The organism is Streptomyces sp. NPDC004539 (assembly GCF_040610055.1).
Taxonomy (GTDB): domain Bacteria; phylum Actinomycetota; class Actinomycetes; order Streptomycetales; family Streptomycetaceae; genus Streptomyces.
Genome location: NZ_JBEXLS010000025.1, coordinates 117675 through 135011, shown reverse-complemented (window position 1 = coordinate 135011; position 17337 = coordinate 117675). Strand labels below are relative to the sequence as shown.

Sequence of the window (17337 nt, the reverse complement as noted above, 5' to 3'; positions counted from 1 at the left end):
GGGTATGAGGGGCCTCATGCGCCCCACGTGCACCATCGTTGGTTAACTTGTTAACCGCCAGCCCGAGTTGACGACGGAATCCGCAGAAAACTTCCACTCGGCCCGCCGATTCCGGCATGGGAACGCCCCGACAGGCCGGTGGGGGTATCGGTCTGTCGGGGCGCTTTCGGTCAGGCGAGGTTCTTGGTGAAGAACTCGTCGATCTTGTCGAACGGGATGAGGTCCTCGCGGTCGTACAGGTCGACGTGGTTCGCGCCCGGGACCACCAGGAGGTCGATGGCTTCGGGGGCCATCGCCTGCACGTCCTCCGAGTAGTAGAGGGAGTGCGCCGCGCCGCCGGCCACCAGGAGGGCCTTGCGGGGTGCCAGGAGGTCGAGGTCCGTCATCTGCCGGTAGCCGAAGAACGACATCGGCGTGGTCGCGGTCCACGCGGTGGTGGAGTTGATCGAGCGGGGGTGGTAGCCGCGCTCGGTGCGGTAGTAGTCGAAGAAGATCGTCGTGATCGGGTCGGCGTCCGCCGGGAGAGTCTTGGGCAGGACACGGTTCGAGGGCGCGACGTCGCCGTTCTTGTCGAAGGGGATCTCGTGGGAGCCTCGCGCGTAGGTGCCCCTCTCGGCGTCGGCCCAGCGCTGCCGGCTGACGTAGTCCACGATCTTCTGGCGCTGCTCACGCGTGTAGTAGTCCTGGTGGCCCCGGGACATGCTGCGTGACATGTCGTACATCACGGATGTGGCGACCGCCTTGATCCGGCTGTCGGCCGCCGCCGCGGTGAGCGCCATGCCGCTCAGTCCGCAGATGCCCTGCGCGCCGATGCGCTCGCGGTCGACGGCCTTGTGGAGGCCGAGGAAGTCGACGGCGGCGCTGAAGTCCTCGGTGTAGACGTCGGGCGTGCCCACGTCGCGGACCCGGCCACCGCTCTGACCGGTGAAGGAGGGGTCGAAGGCGAGGGTGACGTAGCCGCGGCGGGCGAGTTCGTTGGCGTACAGACCCGAGGACTGCTCCTTGACCGCGCCGAACGGGCCGCTGACCGCGAGGGCGGGCAGCTTGCCCCGGGCGCCCTTGGGGACGTACAGGTCACCGGCGACCTCGATGCCGTAGCGGTTCGTGAACCGTACCGAGGTCCGCCTGACGTTCCTGTCCAGCGCGAAGGTGTAGCCGCCCTTGCCCCGGCCTCCTCCCGCGGCGCCCGTACGGGCGCTCTCCGCGCCGAAGGCGGGTGTGCCCGTGAAAGTGGCGGCGGCGGCGCCGGTGGCGGCGATCAGCCCGAGCGCTTTGCGACGTTCCATGGAGGGGACCTCATATCCGATCGGTACAGGAAAGATGCGACGGCCGGTGGTGTGCCGGGACCGAGGCACGCATCCCAGGAAACCGTTTCCGCGTCGGAGGTGGCAGGTCGGGTTTATGGGGGGTACAAGCTCAACCCCCCTGTCCCCGCCCGACGGTGAGGCCGCGGACGAATGTGTCACAGCGGCGTCGAACGCACCGCCCTGAATCCGCTTTCCGGCCCTGTGCCCCCGCGTTCCGCAGAATGGACCCCTCTTGGCGGCGCTCTGCGGCTGCTGTACAAATGTGCGTCATGACTCCCGAACCCCTGGTGCGACGCCTGGTCATCGACCTGTGCCGACGCCCGGGTTCGTGTTGTCGCTGACCCGGTCTTCGCTGACGCGCCCTCTCCCAGGGAGCGCTCCCTCTCCGTCCGGCATCACTCTCGCCCGGGATCAGCCATGTCCACGATTCCCCCTGTGCCCACGCCCGATGACACCACGTCGGCTGTCGAGGCACCGCCCGCGTCCCGCAGACCGTCACCGGCGGTCCGGGCCCGCGTGCGCCATGTCGCGCTGCCGTTCGGCTCGCTCCTGCTCTTCCTCGTCCTCTGGCAACTACTGGCGGCCGGCGGGACGTGGAGCGAAACACTGGTCCCCCCACCGGCCAAGGTGTGGGACGCGTTCGTCGACGTCTCCACCACCCACGACGGGGTACGCGGGTACAACGGCACCACGCTCGTCGAGCACCTCGGCGTCAGCCTGCGGCGCATCGCGATCGGCGCCGGCATCGGCATCGCCGCCGGCGTCGTCCTCGGACTGCTCATGGGCACCGTCGGCTGGCTGCGCTCCCTGTTCGAGCCCTGGATCACCTTCCTGCGGACGCTGCCGCCACTCGCGTACTTCTCGCTGCTCATCATCTGGCTGGGCATCGACGAGGAACCGAAGATCACACTGCTGGCCGTGGCCGCCTTCCCGCCCGTGGCGGTGTCCACCACCGCGGCCGTCGCGGCTGTGCCGAAGAGCCTGATCGAGGCGGCACGCGCGCTCGGCGCGTCGCGGTGGGACGTCGTCCGGGACGTGGTCGTCCCCTCGGCCCTGCCGGAGACGCTCACCGGAGTGCGGCTCGCCGTCGGGGTCGCCTACTCCTCCCTGGTCGCCGCCGAGCTGGTGAACGGCCTGCCGGGCATCGGCGGGATGGTGAAGGACGCCGCCAACTACAACAACACCCCGGTCGTGGTCGTCGGCATCATCGCCATCGGCGTCTCCGGCCTGATCATCGACGGACTGCTGCTGTGGCTGGAACGCGCGGTCGTTCCCTGGCGCGGTCGCGCGTAGAGCCGTCGCTCCCGCCATACGCGGAACCCGTCGATCCCCTCCCTCGCACAGCGACTTCCCACAGAGACTTCGCACAGAAACGGCCCGCCATGCCCTCTTCCCCCCACGGCCCCTCCCGCCGTCTCCTCCTCGCCGGTGCCTTGGCCGCCGTCTCCGCGGCCGTCACCGGCTGCTCCTCGGACAGCGCGTCGTCGGCGTCCGGCGCCAAGCGGCTGCGCATCGGCTACTTCGCCTTCCCCAGCGGCGACCTGCTCGTGAAGCACGGAAAACTGCTGGAGAAGGCGCTGCCGGACCACGAGATCAGCTGGATCAAGTTCGACTCGGGCGCCAGCGTCAACCAGGCATTCCTCGGCAAGTCCCTCGACATCGCGGCGCTGGGCTCCAGCCCGTTCGCCCGCGGCGTGTCGGGCAGTTCACCCATCCCGTACAAGGTCGCCTGGATTCTCGACGTCGCGGGCGAGAACGAGGCACTCGTGGCGCGCAAGGCCACCGGGATCACCGATGTCGCCGGACTCAGAGGCAAGAAGATCGCCACCCCCTTCGCCTCGACCTCGCACTACAGTCTGCTCGCGGCGCTGGAGGCGGCCGGCCTCAAGCCGTCCGACGTCCAGCTGATCGACCTCCAGCCGCAGCCGATCCTCGCCGCCTGGCAGCGGGGTGACATCGACGCCGCCTATGTCTGGCTGCCGACCCTGGACGAACTGCGCGAGACCGGCACCCAGCTCACGAGCAGCAAGGAGATCGGCGCGGCGGGCAAGCCGACCCTCGACCTGGCCGTCGTCTCGGACGACCTGATCGCCCGCGACCCCGGGGCGATCGACGCCTGGCGCAAGGCGCAGGCTCAGGCGCTGCGCCTGCTCAAGTCCGACCCGGACGGCTCGGTCAAGGCGGTGTCGGCGGAGCTCGGCATCAGTGCGGCGGACGCGAAGGCGCAGCTCTCGCAAGGTGTGTTCCTCACCCCGGAGCAGGTGGTCTCGGCTGACTGGCTGGGCACCGACGGCGGCCCGGGCAAGCTGCTCACCTACGTCACCGACACGGGCCGGTTCCTGGCCGCCCAGAAGCAGGTCGACGGCGCACCGTCCGAGGACGCGGTCCGTAACGCCTTCTACCTCAAGGGGCTGCCCGATGTCCTCAAGTGAGCTCACCGAGACCGAGCGGACGGGGGACACCGCGCGCGCCGGAGACGTCCGCCTCGACCAGGTCACCCACCGGTACGGCCGGGGCGACGAGGTCTTCACGGCCGTCGGACCGGTCGACCTGACCGTACCGGCCGGGCAGTTCCTGGTCCTGGTGGGCGCCTCGGGCTGCGGCAAGAGCACGCTGCTGCGGCTGATCGCGGGCTTCGAACGGCCCACGCACGGCTCGGTACGGGTTTCCGGCAGCGAGCCGAGGCCCGGCGACACGGCCGGCGTGGTGTTCCAGACGCCTCGGCTGTTCCCGTGGCGGACCGTGCGGGGCAATGTCGACCTGGCGCTGCGGTACGCGGGTGTGCCGCGCGCCCAATGGCCTGAGCGGCGTGCGGAACTGCTGGCCCGGGTCGGCCTGGAGGGCACCGAGAAGCGGCGAGTCTGGGAGATCTCCGGCGGCCAGCAGCAACGCGTCGCCATCGCCCGGGCGCTGGCCGCCGAGAACCCGCTCCTCCTGCTCGACGAGCCGTTCGCGGCGCTCGACGCGCTGACCCGGGAGCGGCTCCAGGAAGACGTCCGTCAGGTCGCCGGACGCACCGGGCGGACCACGGTGTTCGTGACGCACTCGGCGGACGAGGCGGTGTTCCTCGGCTCGCGCATCGTGGTGCTGACGAAGAGCCCTGGGACCGTGGCCCTGGATCTGCCGATCCCCCTGCCGCGTGGTGACGTCGACGCCGAAGAACTGCGCGGCTCCCGCGAGTTCGCCGAGCTGCGGACCCAGGTCGCCCACGCCGTCAAGGCCGCGGCGGCGGCCTGAACCCCGTACCCAGCACCTCCCGTCGTTCCCGACACTCCCGAAAGGACCCCCACATGAGCATCCTCAGCGAGCGGCCCCCCGTGGCGAAGCTGCCGGTCACCGCGCTCGGCCCCGCCTTCGGCGCCGAGATCCACGGCATCGACCTCGGCCGGCTCGACGACGACCAGGTCCTCGCCCTGCGCGAAGCACTCGTGGCGTACAAGGTGCTGTTCGTACGCGGCCAGCACACCCTCGACGACACCGCGCAGATCGAGTTCGGCCGGCGCCTGGGCGAGGTCACCGTCGGGCATCCGGTCCACGACTCCGGTGACGTCGCCCCCGAGGTGTACTCCCTCGACAGCCAGGACAACGGCTTCGCCGATGTATGGCACACGGACGTGACGTTCGTACAGCGTCCGCCGGCGATCTCCGTACTGCGGGCCGTGGTGCTGCCGCCCAACGGCGGCGACACCAACTGGGCCGACAGCCAGCTCGCCTACGAATCGCTCTCGCCGGGACTGCGGGCGTACGTCGACACTCTCACGGCCGTCCACGACGGCAGCCGCGAGTTCGGCTACTACCTCGCCCAGCGGAGGCAGGGCCGCGGCAACCTGTGGGAGGGCGAGGTGTTCACCGAACTGACGCCGACGCAGCACCCGGTGGTGCGGGTGCACCCCGAGAGCGGACGCAAGGGCCTGTTCGTGAACCCCGGCTTCACCTCGCACATCGTCGGCGTCTCCGAGTACGAGAGCCGGGGCATCCTCGACATCCTGTACGCCCACCTCACCAAGCCCGAGCACGTCGTACGCAATCGCTGGCAGCCGGGCGACGTCGCGCTGTGGGACAACCGCAGCACGGCCCACTACGCCAACCGCGACTACGGCGACCAGCATCGCGTCATGCACCGCATCACGCTGCGCGGGGACGTTCCGGTGGGTCCGGCAGCGGCGTGAGCTCAACTCCGGACGGCGTGAGGGGGTGCGATTTTGGTGTCGGCATTCCGCACGCCGGGTCGAACGCGGCACCGGCCACGGGCGTTTCGGCCGAAGCTGTCGACCGACCTCACGGGGCGCGGAGCGCGCGCCCGGTGCGCCCGGCGTCAACGGGACGGGCGTCCGGAGTCCGGGCTCCCGTCGCCTCGGTGGGCAGGAGTGGCCGTCCAACTCGCGAGGAGCTTGAGCCGGTCCTCGACGGAGGTTCCCGGCTCGGCGGTGTAGATGGTCAGGGCGTGTGCCTCGCGGGCCGAGATGGGCAGGTCCAGCGGCTGGTAGGTCAGGTCGAGCAGACCGACGTCGGGGTGGTGCAGGCGTTTGACGCCGTCGTGGTGGATGCGCACACGGTGTGCGGCCCACCGGGTGCGGAATCCGGCGCTGACCGTGGACAGCTCTCCCACGAGCTCGCGCAGTGCCTTGTCGTCCGGGTATCGCCCCGCTTCGGCGCGCAGAAGCGCGGTGGTGGTCTCGGCCGCCGAGTCCCAGTCGTCGGCGAAGTCGCGGGAAGCCTCATCGAGGAACCAGAACCGGGCGAAGTTGGGCCGTCCGTTCCGGCTCGTGGTGTGACTGCCGAACAGGGGAGAGAACAGGGCGCGGGCGAGTGCGTTGGCGGCCACGATGTCCAGGCGGCCGTTGGTGACGTAGGCCGCGGACAGGGTCATGGAGTCGAGCAGCCACTGAACGTGGGGCGGGACGTCGGCGGCCTTGCGGCGACGCCTGGTCGCGGGGCGAGGCTGTGCGGCCTTGGCGAGGTCGAACAGGTAGGTGCGTTCGTCGTCGTCCAGCTGAAGAGTGCGGGCCACCGCGTCGAGGACGTCCTCCGAGACGCCGCCGATGTGGCCCTTCTCCAGCCGCGTGTACCACTCGGTGCTCACGCCGGCGAGAATCGCGACCTCCTCGCGGCGCAGCCCGGGCACCCGACGCCGGCCGCTGGTCGGCAGCCCGACCTGTTCCGGGGTGAGCTGGGCACGCCGGCGGGCGAGGAAATCACGGATGTCGGAGCGATTGTCCGGGCTAGGGTCCATGCGTCCACGGTAGTCACGCACTCCGGGCGGAGGGGGGTTGAGCTTGTACCCCTAATAACCTCGACCTTTTTCGTCCGTGGCCCCGGCGGTTTCCTTGAGATGCGGGCGTCACCGGCGCCCGGGAACATGAAGTCACCGACGGACCGGCCCTGGGCCGGGACCTCACAGTCGTAGGAAACAAGGAGAGCACCATGACCACCTCGAACGGGTACACCTTCGAGCTGGACGAGAATGTCGAGCGCACCCCTGTACGTTTCAAGAACCGCTACGGCATCGAGATCGCCGGGGATCTCTACCTGCCGAAGAACGTGCCGGGCAAGCTCCCCGCCCTGGCCCTCAGCGGACCCTTCGGCGCTGTCAAGGAACAGTCCTCGGGCCTGTACGCCAACGAGTACGCCCGCCGAGGGTACGCCGCGCTCGCGTTCGACCCCTCCTTCACCGGAGAGAGCGGCGGCGAGGTCCGCGACGTCGCCTCGCCCGACATCTACACCGAGGACTTCAGCGCCGCCGTCGACTTCCTCGGCCGACTGGACCTCGTCGACCGCGAACGAATCGGCCTGCACGCCATCTGCGGACTCAGCGGCATGGCGCTCACTGCCGCCGCCGCCGACACCCGGATCAAGGCGGTCGCCACCTCCTCGATGTACGACATGTCGCGCAGCATGTCCCGCAGCTACCAGGACAGCTACACGCCCGAGCAACGTCACGAGGTCGTCGACCACCTTAGTCGGCAGCGCTGGGCCGACGTGGACAGCGGCACCTTCGCGCGTGGGCTCCACGAGGTGCCCTTCGACGAGGACGGCCACCTGATCACGGCCGGCACGCTGTTCCCCGAGACGCTCCCCGAGGACCCGAACCCGGTCCTGGCGCGTTTCTTCGAGTACTACCGGACCGAGCGCGGCTCCCACCCCCGCTCGATCAACTCCACCACCGCGTGGACCGCGACCACACCCCAGGCGTTCTTCGCCTTCCCGCTGATGGCGAACATCGACCTGCTCACCCGCCCCGCGCTCCTGGTGGCCGGCGCCGACGCGCACTCCCGCTACTACTCCGAGGACGTCCACGCCACGGCGCCGGACACGACCGAACTCCTGATCGTGCCCGACGCGGACCATGTCGACCTGTACGACCGCAAGGACCTCATCCCGTTCGACAGGCTCGACGAGTTCTTCACCAAGAACCTCGCCTGAGGAGAAGCAGCCTTGCCGGCTTGCACCGGTGGGACGGCGGGCTCTCGGTCGGGTCGAGTTTCCGCGGACCGCGCAGCCGCCGCCTGCGTGCGGACTCCGGACAACCGGGGAACCCGGATCGTCTCCGAGACCCGTCGGGCGGCGGCCGGTGGGCGGTTTCGGGGACATCGACGAACCGTGCGCGGATTCGGCGGCGGGCCCGGAGCCTCAGTCTGGGTGGCTGCGAAACGCTCGACCGGCCGGAGTGCGCCTCCCGCTCACCGCCGCCGAAGCCACCGCGACCGGTGGACGCGGTCGGTGCGGTCGACTCGGGAAAGATCCGGTGGCGGGGTACAGGGACAGACCGTCGAATCCGGCAATTCGTGTGACACCAAGGCGAGTTGGACGCGTCGTGCTACGTTCCGGAGAACGGAGTCACTCACCGCGGGACGAGGATCGCGATGACGTGCACCCCGCCTCGTCTCGGCGAATGGCGTCGTCGACGGCCCCGCCCGGGTATTGCTGAAGAACGAGCGCGAGGAGTGGGAACCGCCTGGCGGCCGGCTGGAGACCGGCAGTTCGGGTTTTCCGGCTCCCGCAAGCCGTGCGGTGTAGGCCCTTCGCCGGCAGCAGATCCCGCTGGTGCCGCACCCGTGAGAGGGACAGACGCCTTCGCCGAGGGCGCCTCACAGCCTCGTACCGGTGGCGCGCCCCGTGCCATGGCCGTCTGACGCAACCTCGCTCTCGGCGCCTTGCGCATCGCGGACATCGACAACGTCTCCGCTGCCCGCCACGTATGACGAAGCCCTGCCCGGTCGTCCGGTCGGGGCACTCGAAGTCGGTGATCGTCATGTCGAGCGGGCGCTTGTGGGCCAGGGGCTCAGTGCCTGTGTCACCGTCCTCCTTCCGCAGGCCATGAGATATGTGGGGGTGGAGCGTGATGGGGATTGCCGTGGGGGATGTCGCGGACGGCGACCCCATCGGGACGGGGGTCGGAAATGGCCGCGACATCCAATGGCGGTGCAGGAGAAGCGTCAGGCCGAGATTCCGACACCGGTGTGGGGGAGGGGCAGGATGTTCGGTTCGAAGAAGAAGCGCGACGATCTGCCGTCATGGACCACTACGTCGCTCTTGCCCGGGACACGGACCCTGCCCACGTGCGGCAGCTCTCTGACGAGATCGCGAGCCGTAAGCGGACCTGATCCGAAGCCGTTTTCCACAGGTCAGCGGTTTGGTGTTTCGGGCTGGTCGGCCCGAAACATGGTCTGGGCGTGCGGGGTTGGCGGTCGTACGGTGCTGTCATGGGCGGGGACGGGTGCCTCGGCTGTGGCTGACGGTCGTTGAACCGGCGGCCGGCGGGCCGAGGCTGTGCCGGGGGGCAGGCGCTCTTCGAGAGGCTCTCGGTCCTCAGGCCGGCTGTGCGCCGCCGCTGATCTGCTGGGTGAGCTTCAGCAGCTCCTCGACGTGGTAGATCTCGGCGATCTTGCCGTCGGCGATGCGCATGATGTCCTGGCCGTTGATGTCGACCGGGTTGCCGCTGGCGGGGAAGCCGAAGGCGTCTCCGGTGTGAGTCGCGGTCATGCGCCAGTGGAGGACCACCCAGCCGCCGGGAAGCTCGTGGTGGAAGAGGATTCGGTGCTGGGTGCCGGTGAATCCGTCGCGTACCGCGGCGATGGACGCCCGCATGCCGTCGATGCCCGAGGCGGCGTCGGAAGCGGGGTTGTGGTCGATGACATCCGGGGCGAACACCTCGTCCGCGCCGGCGACGTCGCCGGTGTCGTAGAGCTCCAGCTCGCGCGCGGCGACCCGCAGGGCGGTGCTCGTCGTCGAGCGGACGATCTCGCTCGCGGTGTTGTTCGTGGTCATGAGGTCCTCCAAGGTTTCCGGGGCTGACTGCCTCGACTACAGTTCCCTGAGGGAACCAGTTCCCTCAAATGAACTATTGGAGAGAGCGTGAGTGATCTGGAACACCCTCTGCCGGAACACCTTCTGCCGGAGTGCCCGATCGCCCGGTTCCTGACCGTGCTGGACGGGACCTGGGCGACGCTGATCGTGCGGGAGCTGCTGACCGGCCCGAAACGCTTCACCGAGTTGCGCGCCGGGCTGCCGGGGATCAGCCCCAAGACCTTGTCCTCACGGCTGCGGCGATTCGTCCTCGCCGGGCTGGTCACCCGCACCGCCTACCCGGAGATCCCGCCCCGGGTGGAGTACGAACTCACCCCGGAAGGCATGCGGCTCCAGACCGTCTTCGACGCCATGACGGCCTGGGTGGAACAGGACCTTCCCCGCACCGGCTCCACCCACGTCACGGACCAGTGACCGAAGCGCCCCCGGCACCGCCTCTTCCTCGCCGATGACCTGACGGCGGCGCGGGAAGAGGCGGTGCCATCGGTCAGCCGGTGGTCTGGGCCTGCCGGGCCGGGGTCGGGCGGGGCGGCGGGACCTTCTGCGCGAGCTTGTCGCCCTCGACGTCGAGGTCGGGCAGCAGGCGGTTCAGCCGGGCGGGAATCCACCAGGCTCTCTCCCCGGCGAGCGCCATGGTGGCCGGGATAAACGTCATACGGATGAGGAAGGCGTCGATGAGGATGCCCGCGGCCAGCGCGAAACCGGCCTGTTTGATCATGGGCTGGGCGTTGAAGACGAAGCCGGCGAAGACGGAGACCATGATGGTGGCCGCCGCCAGGACGACGGAGGCGGCGCGGGCGAAGCCGGTGACGGTGGCGTCGACGGCGGTCGCGCCGTGGACGTGCGCTTCACGGATGGAGGTCACCAGGAACATCTGGTAGTCCATGGCGAGTCCGTAGAGGACGCCGGTGATGATGATGGGCAGCAGGCTCACGACCGGCGCGGTGGCGTCGAGTCCGATCAGGCCCTGCAACCAGCCCCACTGGAAGACGGCCGTGGTGATGCCGAAGGTGGCGGCGATGCTCAGCAGGAACCCGAGGGTGGCCGTCACCGGGACCATGAGCGAGCGGAAGACCAGGAGCAGGAGGACGAGGGACAGGCCGAGGACGGTGGCCACGTAGAGGGGCAGGACGTCCGCGAGCCGGTCGGACACGTCGATCGCGAGGGTGGTGAAGCCGGCGATGCCGATGGTGGCGCCGTGGGCCGTGCGGATCTGTGCGCTCTTGTCCCGGAGGGCGGTGGCGAGATCCTTGGTGGCGTCGTCGTTGGGGCCGCTGCCGGGAATCAGGCTGAGGACGGCGGTCGTGCCGGTCCGGCTCATCCCGGCGAGGGAGACCGAGGTGGCGCCCTCGACGCCGCGCAGGTCCGAGGTGACGGCGGCGAGGGTCTCGGGGGACAGGGCCCGGCCGTCCGTGGTGGAGCCGACGGCGATCAGGAGAGGGCCGTTGTAGCCGGGGCCGTACGCGTCGCTGACCAGGTCGTAGCTACGGCGCTGACCGGTGTCGGTGTTGTAGCTGGCGCCGGAGGGCAGGCCCAGTTTCATGCCGGCGGCGGGCACCGCCAGGATCGCGGGGATCAGGATCGAGGCCGCGAGGGCGGCGTACCTGTGGCGGACCAGGAACGTCCCCCAGCGGACCGCCCGGGTGCGCTCGGCTCCTCGCGTGCGCTCCTGTTCCCTTCGCCGGGTGTGGGCGGGGCAGACGCGGTCTTTGACCAGGCCCAGCAGGGCGGGCAGCAGCGTCAGCGCGAGCAGGACGGCGATCGCGATCGTGCCGGCCGCGACGAGGGCCATGGTGCTGAGCAGCGTGATGCCGATGACCAGGAGCCCGGCCAGCGCGATGATGACCGTGCTGCCGGCGAAGAAGACCGCGCTCCCGGCGGTGCCGAGCGCCCGGGCGGTCGCTTCGTGGGGGCCCATGCCCTGGTCGAGGATCAGCCGGCGTTCCCGGTTGACGATGAACAACGCGTAGTCGATCCCCACGGCCAGCCCCAGCATCAGGGCCAGCACGGCGGCGAGCGAGTGGATCTCGAACACGGTGGAGAGGGTGAAGGCGCCGCCGACGCCCACGGTCACGCCGGTCAGGGCGATCACGAGCGGCAGACCCGCGGCGACGACCGACCCCAGAGTGATCAGCAGGACAAGAGCCGCCACGGCGACGCCGACGACCTCCCCGACGCCCACGATGTCGGGGATCTCCATCATCGCTGCCGACGGCAGCACGTCGAGGCCGCCGGCCGCGGCCTGCCGGGTGGCGGCGTCTATGACGCTGTCGATCGTCCCGGCGGGAAGCTCGAAGGTCTGCGCGTCGAACTGGAACTGCATCAGCGCCGTCGCGCCGTCGGCGGAGACGACGACCCCCGGCACCGGCCGGCCGTCCTGCTGCAAGGGGACGGGAACCTTGTCGGAGGACGGCGCCCCGGCGGCCCGGGCGACCGCCGCCTGAGCCCGTAGCAGCGGACTGTTCTCGCCCTTGGCGGCCTCCTGGGCGAGGGCTTTCCTGACGTCGATGACGTGGTCGTGGCGGTATACGGCGTCCACGGCCGCCAACAGGGCGGACCGGGCCTTCTCGTCGTCGATCCGGGTGCCTTCCGGAGCGGTGAAGAGCAGCATGCCCTGTCCGCCCGACGCCTCCGGCAGGGAGGTGGCCAGGTCGTCGATGACCTTCTGGGACGGGGTGCCGTCGATGCGGACCTCGTTGCTGAGCTTGACCGGATTGGCCACGAGCAGCAGCACGACCGCCGCGAGCACGGCCAGCCATCCTCCGATGACGTACCAGGGCTTGCCGTAGGCGAACCTGCCCAGCCGGTACAGCAGAACGGACACAGACTTCTCCCTCTGTCTCGGGCGGTCCGGAGGTCCGGACGGCACGCGAAGTGAGAGAGTACTATCAAACTGATAGTGCACTATCAATGCGGTAGGGTGCTATCGAATACAGCGGCCTCATCGGAGAGCAGGGGAGAGCCACAGATGGCAACGACGGACGGCCGCGCGACCCGGCGCCGGGTCGACGCCCGCACCAACGTGGAGCGGATCACCGCCGCCGGGCGGACGGTGCTGGGCAGAGGCGAAGCCTCCCTCGACCAGATCGCGACAGAGGCCGGCGTGGGCATCGCCACGCTCTACCGCCACTTCCCCAACCGCGAGGCCATCGTCCGGGCCGTACTGGAGGACATCCTCGAAACCGACCTCCTCCCCCTGGTCGAGCGAGCCGCCGACTCCCCGCACACCCGCCAGGCCCTCCAGGACATCGCCACGCGCCTGCTCGACCTCATCACCGAGGAACGGGGACTGGTCACCTTCGCCGGAAACTTCGCCGACGTCGCGGTGGACGTCCTCCAGCGCTTCAGCGCCTCGCTCCACCCCCTCCTGGAGCGCGCCCAGCAAACCGGCGAGATCCGCCCCGACCTCACCGCCGAGGACATCCCCCACTTCCTCGTCATGGCCGTCGCCGGCCTCGCCCTCCCCGGCGCGACCCCCTCCCTGCGCGCCCGCTTCATCGCCCTCCTCTTCGACTCCCTCGACCCGGCCAGCGCGACCCCCTTGCCGCCGCTGGTCACCGAGGAGAACGACCTGCGCGCCTCCGTCGGCAACGTGGCCCGCACCTGAGCCACGGCACCGCGCCTGCCGATTCGTAGACGCGGGAGGCTGTCCGGCAGTCGACGAGCTGGTCGGATACCGCGACCTTCCACGGGTACTCGGAGCGCTCCGAGTACCCGCAGGAGGCGTCATGACGGAGTTCGGATATTTCCTCGCCAGCGAGGAGCACGCCCCCCACAGGCTCGTCGAACAGGCCCGCATGGCCGAGCAGGCCGGGTTCCAAGGGCTGTGGATCTCCGATCACTACCACCCGTGGAACGACGCGCAGGGCCAGAGCCCGTTCGTGTGGTCGGTGATCGGGGCATTGTCACAGGCGGTGTCGCTGCCGGTGGAGACGGCGGTGACCTGCCCGCTGGTGCGCACGCACCCGGCGGTGATCGCGCAGGCCGCCGCCACGGCGGCCGTCCAGCTCGACGGCCGGTTCCGGTTCGGTGTCGGCACCGGGGAGGCCCTCAACGAGCATGTTCTGGGTACGGTCTGGCCGGAGGCGCCGGTGCGTCTGAGCATGCTGGAGGAGGCGCTCCAGATCATCCGGAGGCTGTTCACCGGTGAGCAGACCAGTCACCGCGGCAGGTACTACACGGTGGAGAACGCCCGCCTCTACACGGTTCCCGACGAGCCGATCCCCGTCGACGTCTCGGCGTTCGGCCCACACGCCGCGGAGACCGCCGCGCGGATCGGCGAAGGACTCATCACGATGGCGCCCGACTCCGGCTTGGTCGACCGCTTCCGTCGTGGCGGGGGCGGTGCGAAGCCGGTGTACGGAGGGCTGAAGGTGTGCTGGGGTACGGACCGTGAGGAGGCCGTCCGTACGGCGCACCGCTTGTGGGCGAACCAGCAGCTCCCCGGTGAACTCGCCCAGGTCCTTCCCACACCGCGCCATTTCGAGCAGGCGTCGGCGCTGGTCACCGAGGAGCGGACGGCGGCTTCCATTCCGTGCGGTGACGATCCCGACGTCCACACCGAGGCGCTCCAGGCGTTCGTGGACGCGGGTTTCGACGCCGTGTACGTCAGCCAGATCGGACCCGATCAGCAAGGGTTCTTCGACTTCTACCGCACGAAGGTGCTGCCTCGGGTGCGGAGCTGAACAGCGGCTGGACGGAATGAAGCAGCGGCACGGGGTACCCGGCCGCCCGTCACCCCGCAGCGATCAGGAGGCCGGACATGAGCGGACACGGCCGCGACGAACCGAACGGCGACCTCGCCGCGACCTTGCGCGCACAGACCGACGCCGAGGTCCGCTTCGACACGGGCAGCAGGGCCGCGTACGCCACGGACGGCTCCAACTACCGCCGGGTGCCGATGGGACTGGTGGTGCCGCGGAGCGTGGAGGCGGGGGCGCGCGCGGTCGAGGTGTGTGCCGCGTTCGATGTTCCGGTCCTGTCGCGCGGGGGCGGCACGAGTCTCGCCGGGCAGACGGCGAACGCGGCCGTGGTGATCGACTGGAGCAAGCACTGCGACGCCCTGCTCGCCGTCGACCCGGACGCCCGGACCTGCGTCGTGGAACCGGGCATCGTCCTGGACGCCCTCGACGCCCGACTCGCCGCGCACCGGCTGAGGTTCGGGCCGAGGCCCTCGACGCACACCCACTGCACGCTCGGCGGCATGATCGGCAACAACTCCTGCGGCGCGTCCGCCCAGGCGTACGGCAAGACGGTCGACCACGTCCGCCGCCTGGAGGTCCTCACCTACGGCGGGCTGCGCGCCTGGGTGGGCCCGACCGCCCCCGCCGAACGCGCCCGCATCCGCGCGGAGGGCGGCCGGACGGCGGAGCTGTACGACGGGCTGGACCGCCTCGTCGCGGCCAACCTCGCGCAGATCAGGCGGGGTTACCCCAAGATCCCGCGCCGCGTCTCCGGCTACAACCTCGACTCCCTCCTCCCCGAGAACGGCTTCGACGTCGCCAAGGCCCTGGTCGGCGGCGAGGGCACCCTCGTCACCGTCCTGCGCGCCGAACTCGACCTGGTCCAGGTGCAGCCGCACGAGTCGCTGCTGATCCTCGGCTACGACGACATCTTCCGGGCCGCCGACGACGTCCCGCGTCTCCTGAAGCACTCCTCCCCGGCTCAACTGGAGGCGCTGGACGGGCGGATGGCGCAGCTGATGCGCGAGGAGGGAGTCCACACCGACTCGCTCGGCGCGCTTCCCGGAGGGGACGCGTGGCTGCTGGTGCAGTTCGGCGGCGAGAGCCGGGAGGACGTCGACGAGCAGGCGCACGCCCTGCTGAAAGCCGTCGGCCGTACCGAGAGGGACGCCTCGGTCACCTTCTCCGACGACCCGGCCCGAGAGCAGCGGATGCTGCGCGCCCGTGAGGCCGGACTCGGCGTGACGGCACGGCCACCCGATGGCCGGGACACCTGGGAGGGCTGGGAGGACTCCGCGGTACCGCCCGCGCGGCTGGGCGAGTATCTCCGGGACCTGAGAAGGCTGTTCGCCGAGTTCGACTACGACCACCCCACGCTGTACGGACACTTCGGCCAAGGGTGCGTGCACACGCGGGTTCCCTTCGGCCTGCGCACCCCCGAAGGCGTCGCGCGTTTCCGGGAGTTCGTGGAGCGCGCGGCGGATCTCGTCGTGGGATACGGCGGCTCACTGTCGGGGGAGCACGGCGACGGACAGTCTCGCGGTGAGCTGCTCACGCGGATGTTCGGGGAGCAACTCGTGCACGCCTTCGAGGAGTTCAAGGGACTGTTCGATCCCCGCAACCGGATGAACCCCGGCAAGGTCGTCCACCCCGAGCCGCTGGATGAGCGGCTGCGGATTGGACCTCTGTGGCAGCCGACCATGTCCGAGACGCACTTCGGATACCCCGACGACAGCCACTCCTTCAACCGAGCCGTCCTGCGCTGCGTCGGCATCGGTGAGTGCCGAAGCCACGAGGGCGGCGTGATGTGCCCCTCGTACCGGGTCACCCGCGAGGAGGAGCACTCCACGCGCGGACGCGCCCGCCTCCTCTTCGAGATGCTCGACGGCCACCCCGACTCGGCGATCACCGACGGCTGGCGCTCCACCGAGGTACGTGACGCACTCGACCTGTGCCTGGCCTGCAAGGGATGCAAGTCCGACTGCCCGACCGGCGTCGACATGGCCACCCACAAGGCCGAGTTCCTCTCCCACCACTACGCCCACCGCATACGTCCGATGTCCCACTACTCGCTCGGCTGGCTCCCGGCATGGACGCAACTCGCCCGGCACGTACCGTCATTGGCGAACCTCGCGCTGAAAGCACGGCCGTTGAAGTGGCTGGCCGGTGTGGACCCGGCACGCCAGGCACCGACGCTCGCCGATCGGCCGTTCGTCGGACGCCGACGGGCGCGCGGCGCGCTGCGGCCGGCTCCGGGTGACCCGGCGACGGTCGTGCTGTGGCCGGACACCTTCTCCAACTTCTTCCACCCGTCGGTCGCCAGGTCGGCCGTCCGGGTCCTCCAGGCCGCCGGATACCGGGTGGCGGTCCCGGCAACCCCCGTGTGCTGCGGACTGACCTGGATCTCCACCGGCCAACTCGACATCGCCGAACGAGTGTTACGGCGCACCGTGCGCATCCTGCGGCCGTATCTCGACGCGGGGACCCCGGTCGTCGGCCTGGAACCGTCCTGCACAGCCGTGTTCCGGTCCGACGCGGCCGAACTCCTGCCGGACGACGAGGGGGTACGCCTCCTGGCGGCGCGGACACGGACGCTCGCCGAGCAGCTCGGGGACTGGGAACCGCCGTCTGTGCCGCGCCGCGCGATCGTGCAGACGCACTGCCACCAGCACGCGGTCACCGGGTTCGACGCCGACCGCTCACTGATGCGGCGGGCCGGGCTGGACGCGGAGGTGCTGGACGCCGGCTGCTGTGGACTCGCCGGGAACTTCGGGTTCGAGCGCGGACACCATGAAGTGTCACTGGCAGTAGGCGAGTTGGGAGTGCTGCCCGCCGTACGGGACGCCTCACCGGACGAGCTGATCCTCGCCGACGGATTCAGCTGCCGCACCCAGATCGAACAGGCCGGCACCGGTCGGCAGGCCCTGCACCTGGCGCAGGCACTCGCCCTGGCACTCGACGGCCCGCTCCCCGCCGAGCACCCCGAACGCGCGGTCGGCTGACACGAGGCGACACGTTCACCCGCTCTGAAAGGACACTGG

The 17337-nt window shown here is 70.1% G+C and carries 13 protein-coding genes; 9 read left to right on the top strand and 4 right to left on the bottom strand.

The window, feature by feature from the left end:
- Window positions 1-170: 170 nt before the first annotated feature.
- Window positions 171-1286: an alpha/beta hydrolase gene (locus ABZX85_RS38375; RefSeq protein WP_355879714.1), complete on the bottom strand. Its 1116-nt coding sequence runs from the start codon at window positions 1284-1286 to the stop codon at window positions 171-173.
- Window positions 1287-1724: 438 nt separating this feature from the next.
- Between ABZX85_RS38375 and ABZX85_RS38370 the strand changes: the two genes are divergently transcribed.
- The 4 genes from ABZX85_RS38370 (at window position 1725) to ABZX85_RS38355 (ending at window position 5476) form a co-directional block, all read left to right on the top strand.
- Window positions 1725-2600: an ABC transporter permease gene (locus ABZX85_RS38370; RefSeq protein ID WP_355879711.1), complete on the top strand. Its 876-nt coding sequence runs from the start codon at window positions 1725-1727 to the stop codon at window positions 2598-2600.
- An 89-nt stretch (window positions 2601-2689) separates the two neighbouring features.
- On the top strand, window positions 2690-3739 hold the full coding sequence (locus ABZX85_RS38365) for an ABC transporter substrate-binding protein (RefSeq protein ID WP_355879708.1): 1050 nt from the start codon (window positions 2690-2692) through the stop codon (window positions 3737-3739).
- On the top strand, window positions 3726-4544 hold the full coding sequence (locus ABZX85_RS38360) for an ABC transporter ATP-binding protein (RefSeq protein ID WP_355879705.1): 819 nt from the start codon (window positions 3726-3728) through the stop codon (window positions 4542-4544). The genes ABZX85_RS38365 and ABZX85_RS38360 overlap by 14 nt, the downstream gene beginning before the upstream one ends.
- 53 nt (window positions 4545-4597) lie before the next feature.
- Window positions 4598-5476, top strand: coding sequence for a TauD/TfdA family dioxygenase (locus ABZX85_RS38355; protein ID WP_355879703.1), 879 nt, complete (start codon window positions 4598-4600; stop codon window positions 5474-5476).
- 146 nt (window positions 5477-5622) lie between these two features.
- Here ABZX85_RS38355 and ABZX85_RS38350 read toward each other — a convergent pair whose 3' ends face one another.
- Window positions 5623-6540 carry a helix-turn-helix transcriptional regulator gene (locus ABZX85_RS38350; protein ID WP_355879700.1) on the bottom strand — a complete coding sequence of 306 codons (918 nt, stop codon included), beginning with the start codon at window positions 6538-6540 and terminating at the stop codon, window positions 5623-5625.
- A 191-nt stretch (window positions 6541-6731) separates the two neighbouring features.
- Here ABZX85_RS38350 and ABZX85_RS38345 point away from each other — a divergent pair, with 191 nt between their 5' ends.
- On the top strand, window positions 6732-7730 hold the full coding sequence (locus ABZX85_RS38345) for an alpha/beta hydrolase (protein WP_355879697.1): 999 nt from the start codon (window positions 6732-6734) through the stop codon (window positions 7728-7730).
- 1386 nt (window positions 7731-9116) lie between these two features.
- Here the strand turns inward: ABZX85_RS38345 and ABZX85_RS38340 are convergent.
- Complete coding sequence (locus ABZX85_RS38340) at window positions 9117-9575, bottom strand: ester cyclase (protein ID WP_355879694.1); 459 nt, start codon at window positions 9573-9575, stop codon at window positions 9117-9119.
- Between the two features lie 87 nt (window positions 9576-9662).
- Here ABZX85_RS38340 and ABZX85_RS38335 point away from each other — a divergent pair, with 87 nt between their 5' ends.
- Window positions 9663-10028: a helix-turn-helix domain-containing protein gene (locus ABZX85_RS38335; protein ID WP_355879692.1), complete on the top strand. Its 366-nt coding sequence runs from the start codon at window positions 9663-9665 to the stop codon at window positions 10026-10028.
- Window positions 10029-10101: 73 nt separating this feature from the next.
- Here the strand turns inward: ABZX85_RS38335 and ABZX85_RS38330 are convergent, their stop codons facing one another.
- On the bottom strand, window positions 10102-12438 hold the full coding sequence (locus ABZX85_RS38330) for an MMPL family transporter (protein WP_355879689.1): 2337 nt from the start codon (window positions 12436-12438) through the stop codon (window positions 10102-10104).
- A gap of 144 nt (window positions 12439-12582) precedes the next feature.
- Here ABZX85_RS38330 and ABZX85_RS38325 point away from each other — a divergent pair, with 144 nt between their 5' ends.
- From ABZX85_RS38325 to ABZX85_RS38315, 3 genes are all read left to right on the top strand, one after another.
- Entirely contained in the window at window positions 12583-13221 is a 639-nt protein-coding gene (locus ABZX85_RS38325) for a TetR/AcrR family transcriptional regulator (protein ID WP_355879686.1), read from the top strand.
- Between the two features lie 121 nt (window positions 13222-13342).
- Window positions 13343-14299, top strand: coding sequence for a TIGR03557 family F420-dependent LLM class oxidoreductase (locus ABZX85_RS38320; RefSeq protein ID WP_355879683.1), 957 nt, complete (start codon window positions 13343-13345; stop codon window positions 14297-14299).
- Window positions 14300-14376: 77 nt separating this feature from the next.
- Window positions 14377-17298, top strand: coding sequence for an FAD-binding and (Fe-S)-binding domain-containing protein (locus ABZX85_RS38315; RefSeq protein WP_355879680.1), 2922 nt, complete (start codon window positions 14377-14379; stop codon window positions 17296-17298).
- The last annotated feature ends 39 nt before the right edge of the window (window positions 17299-17337 follow it).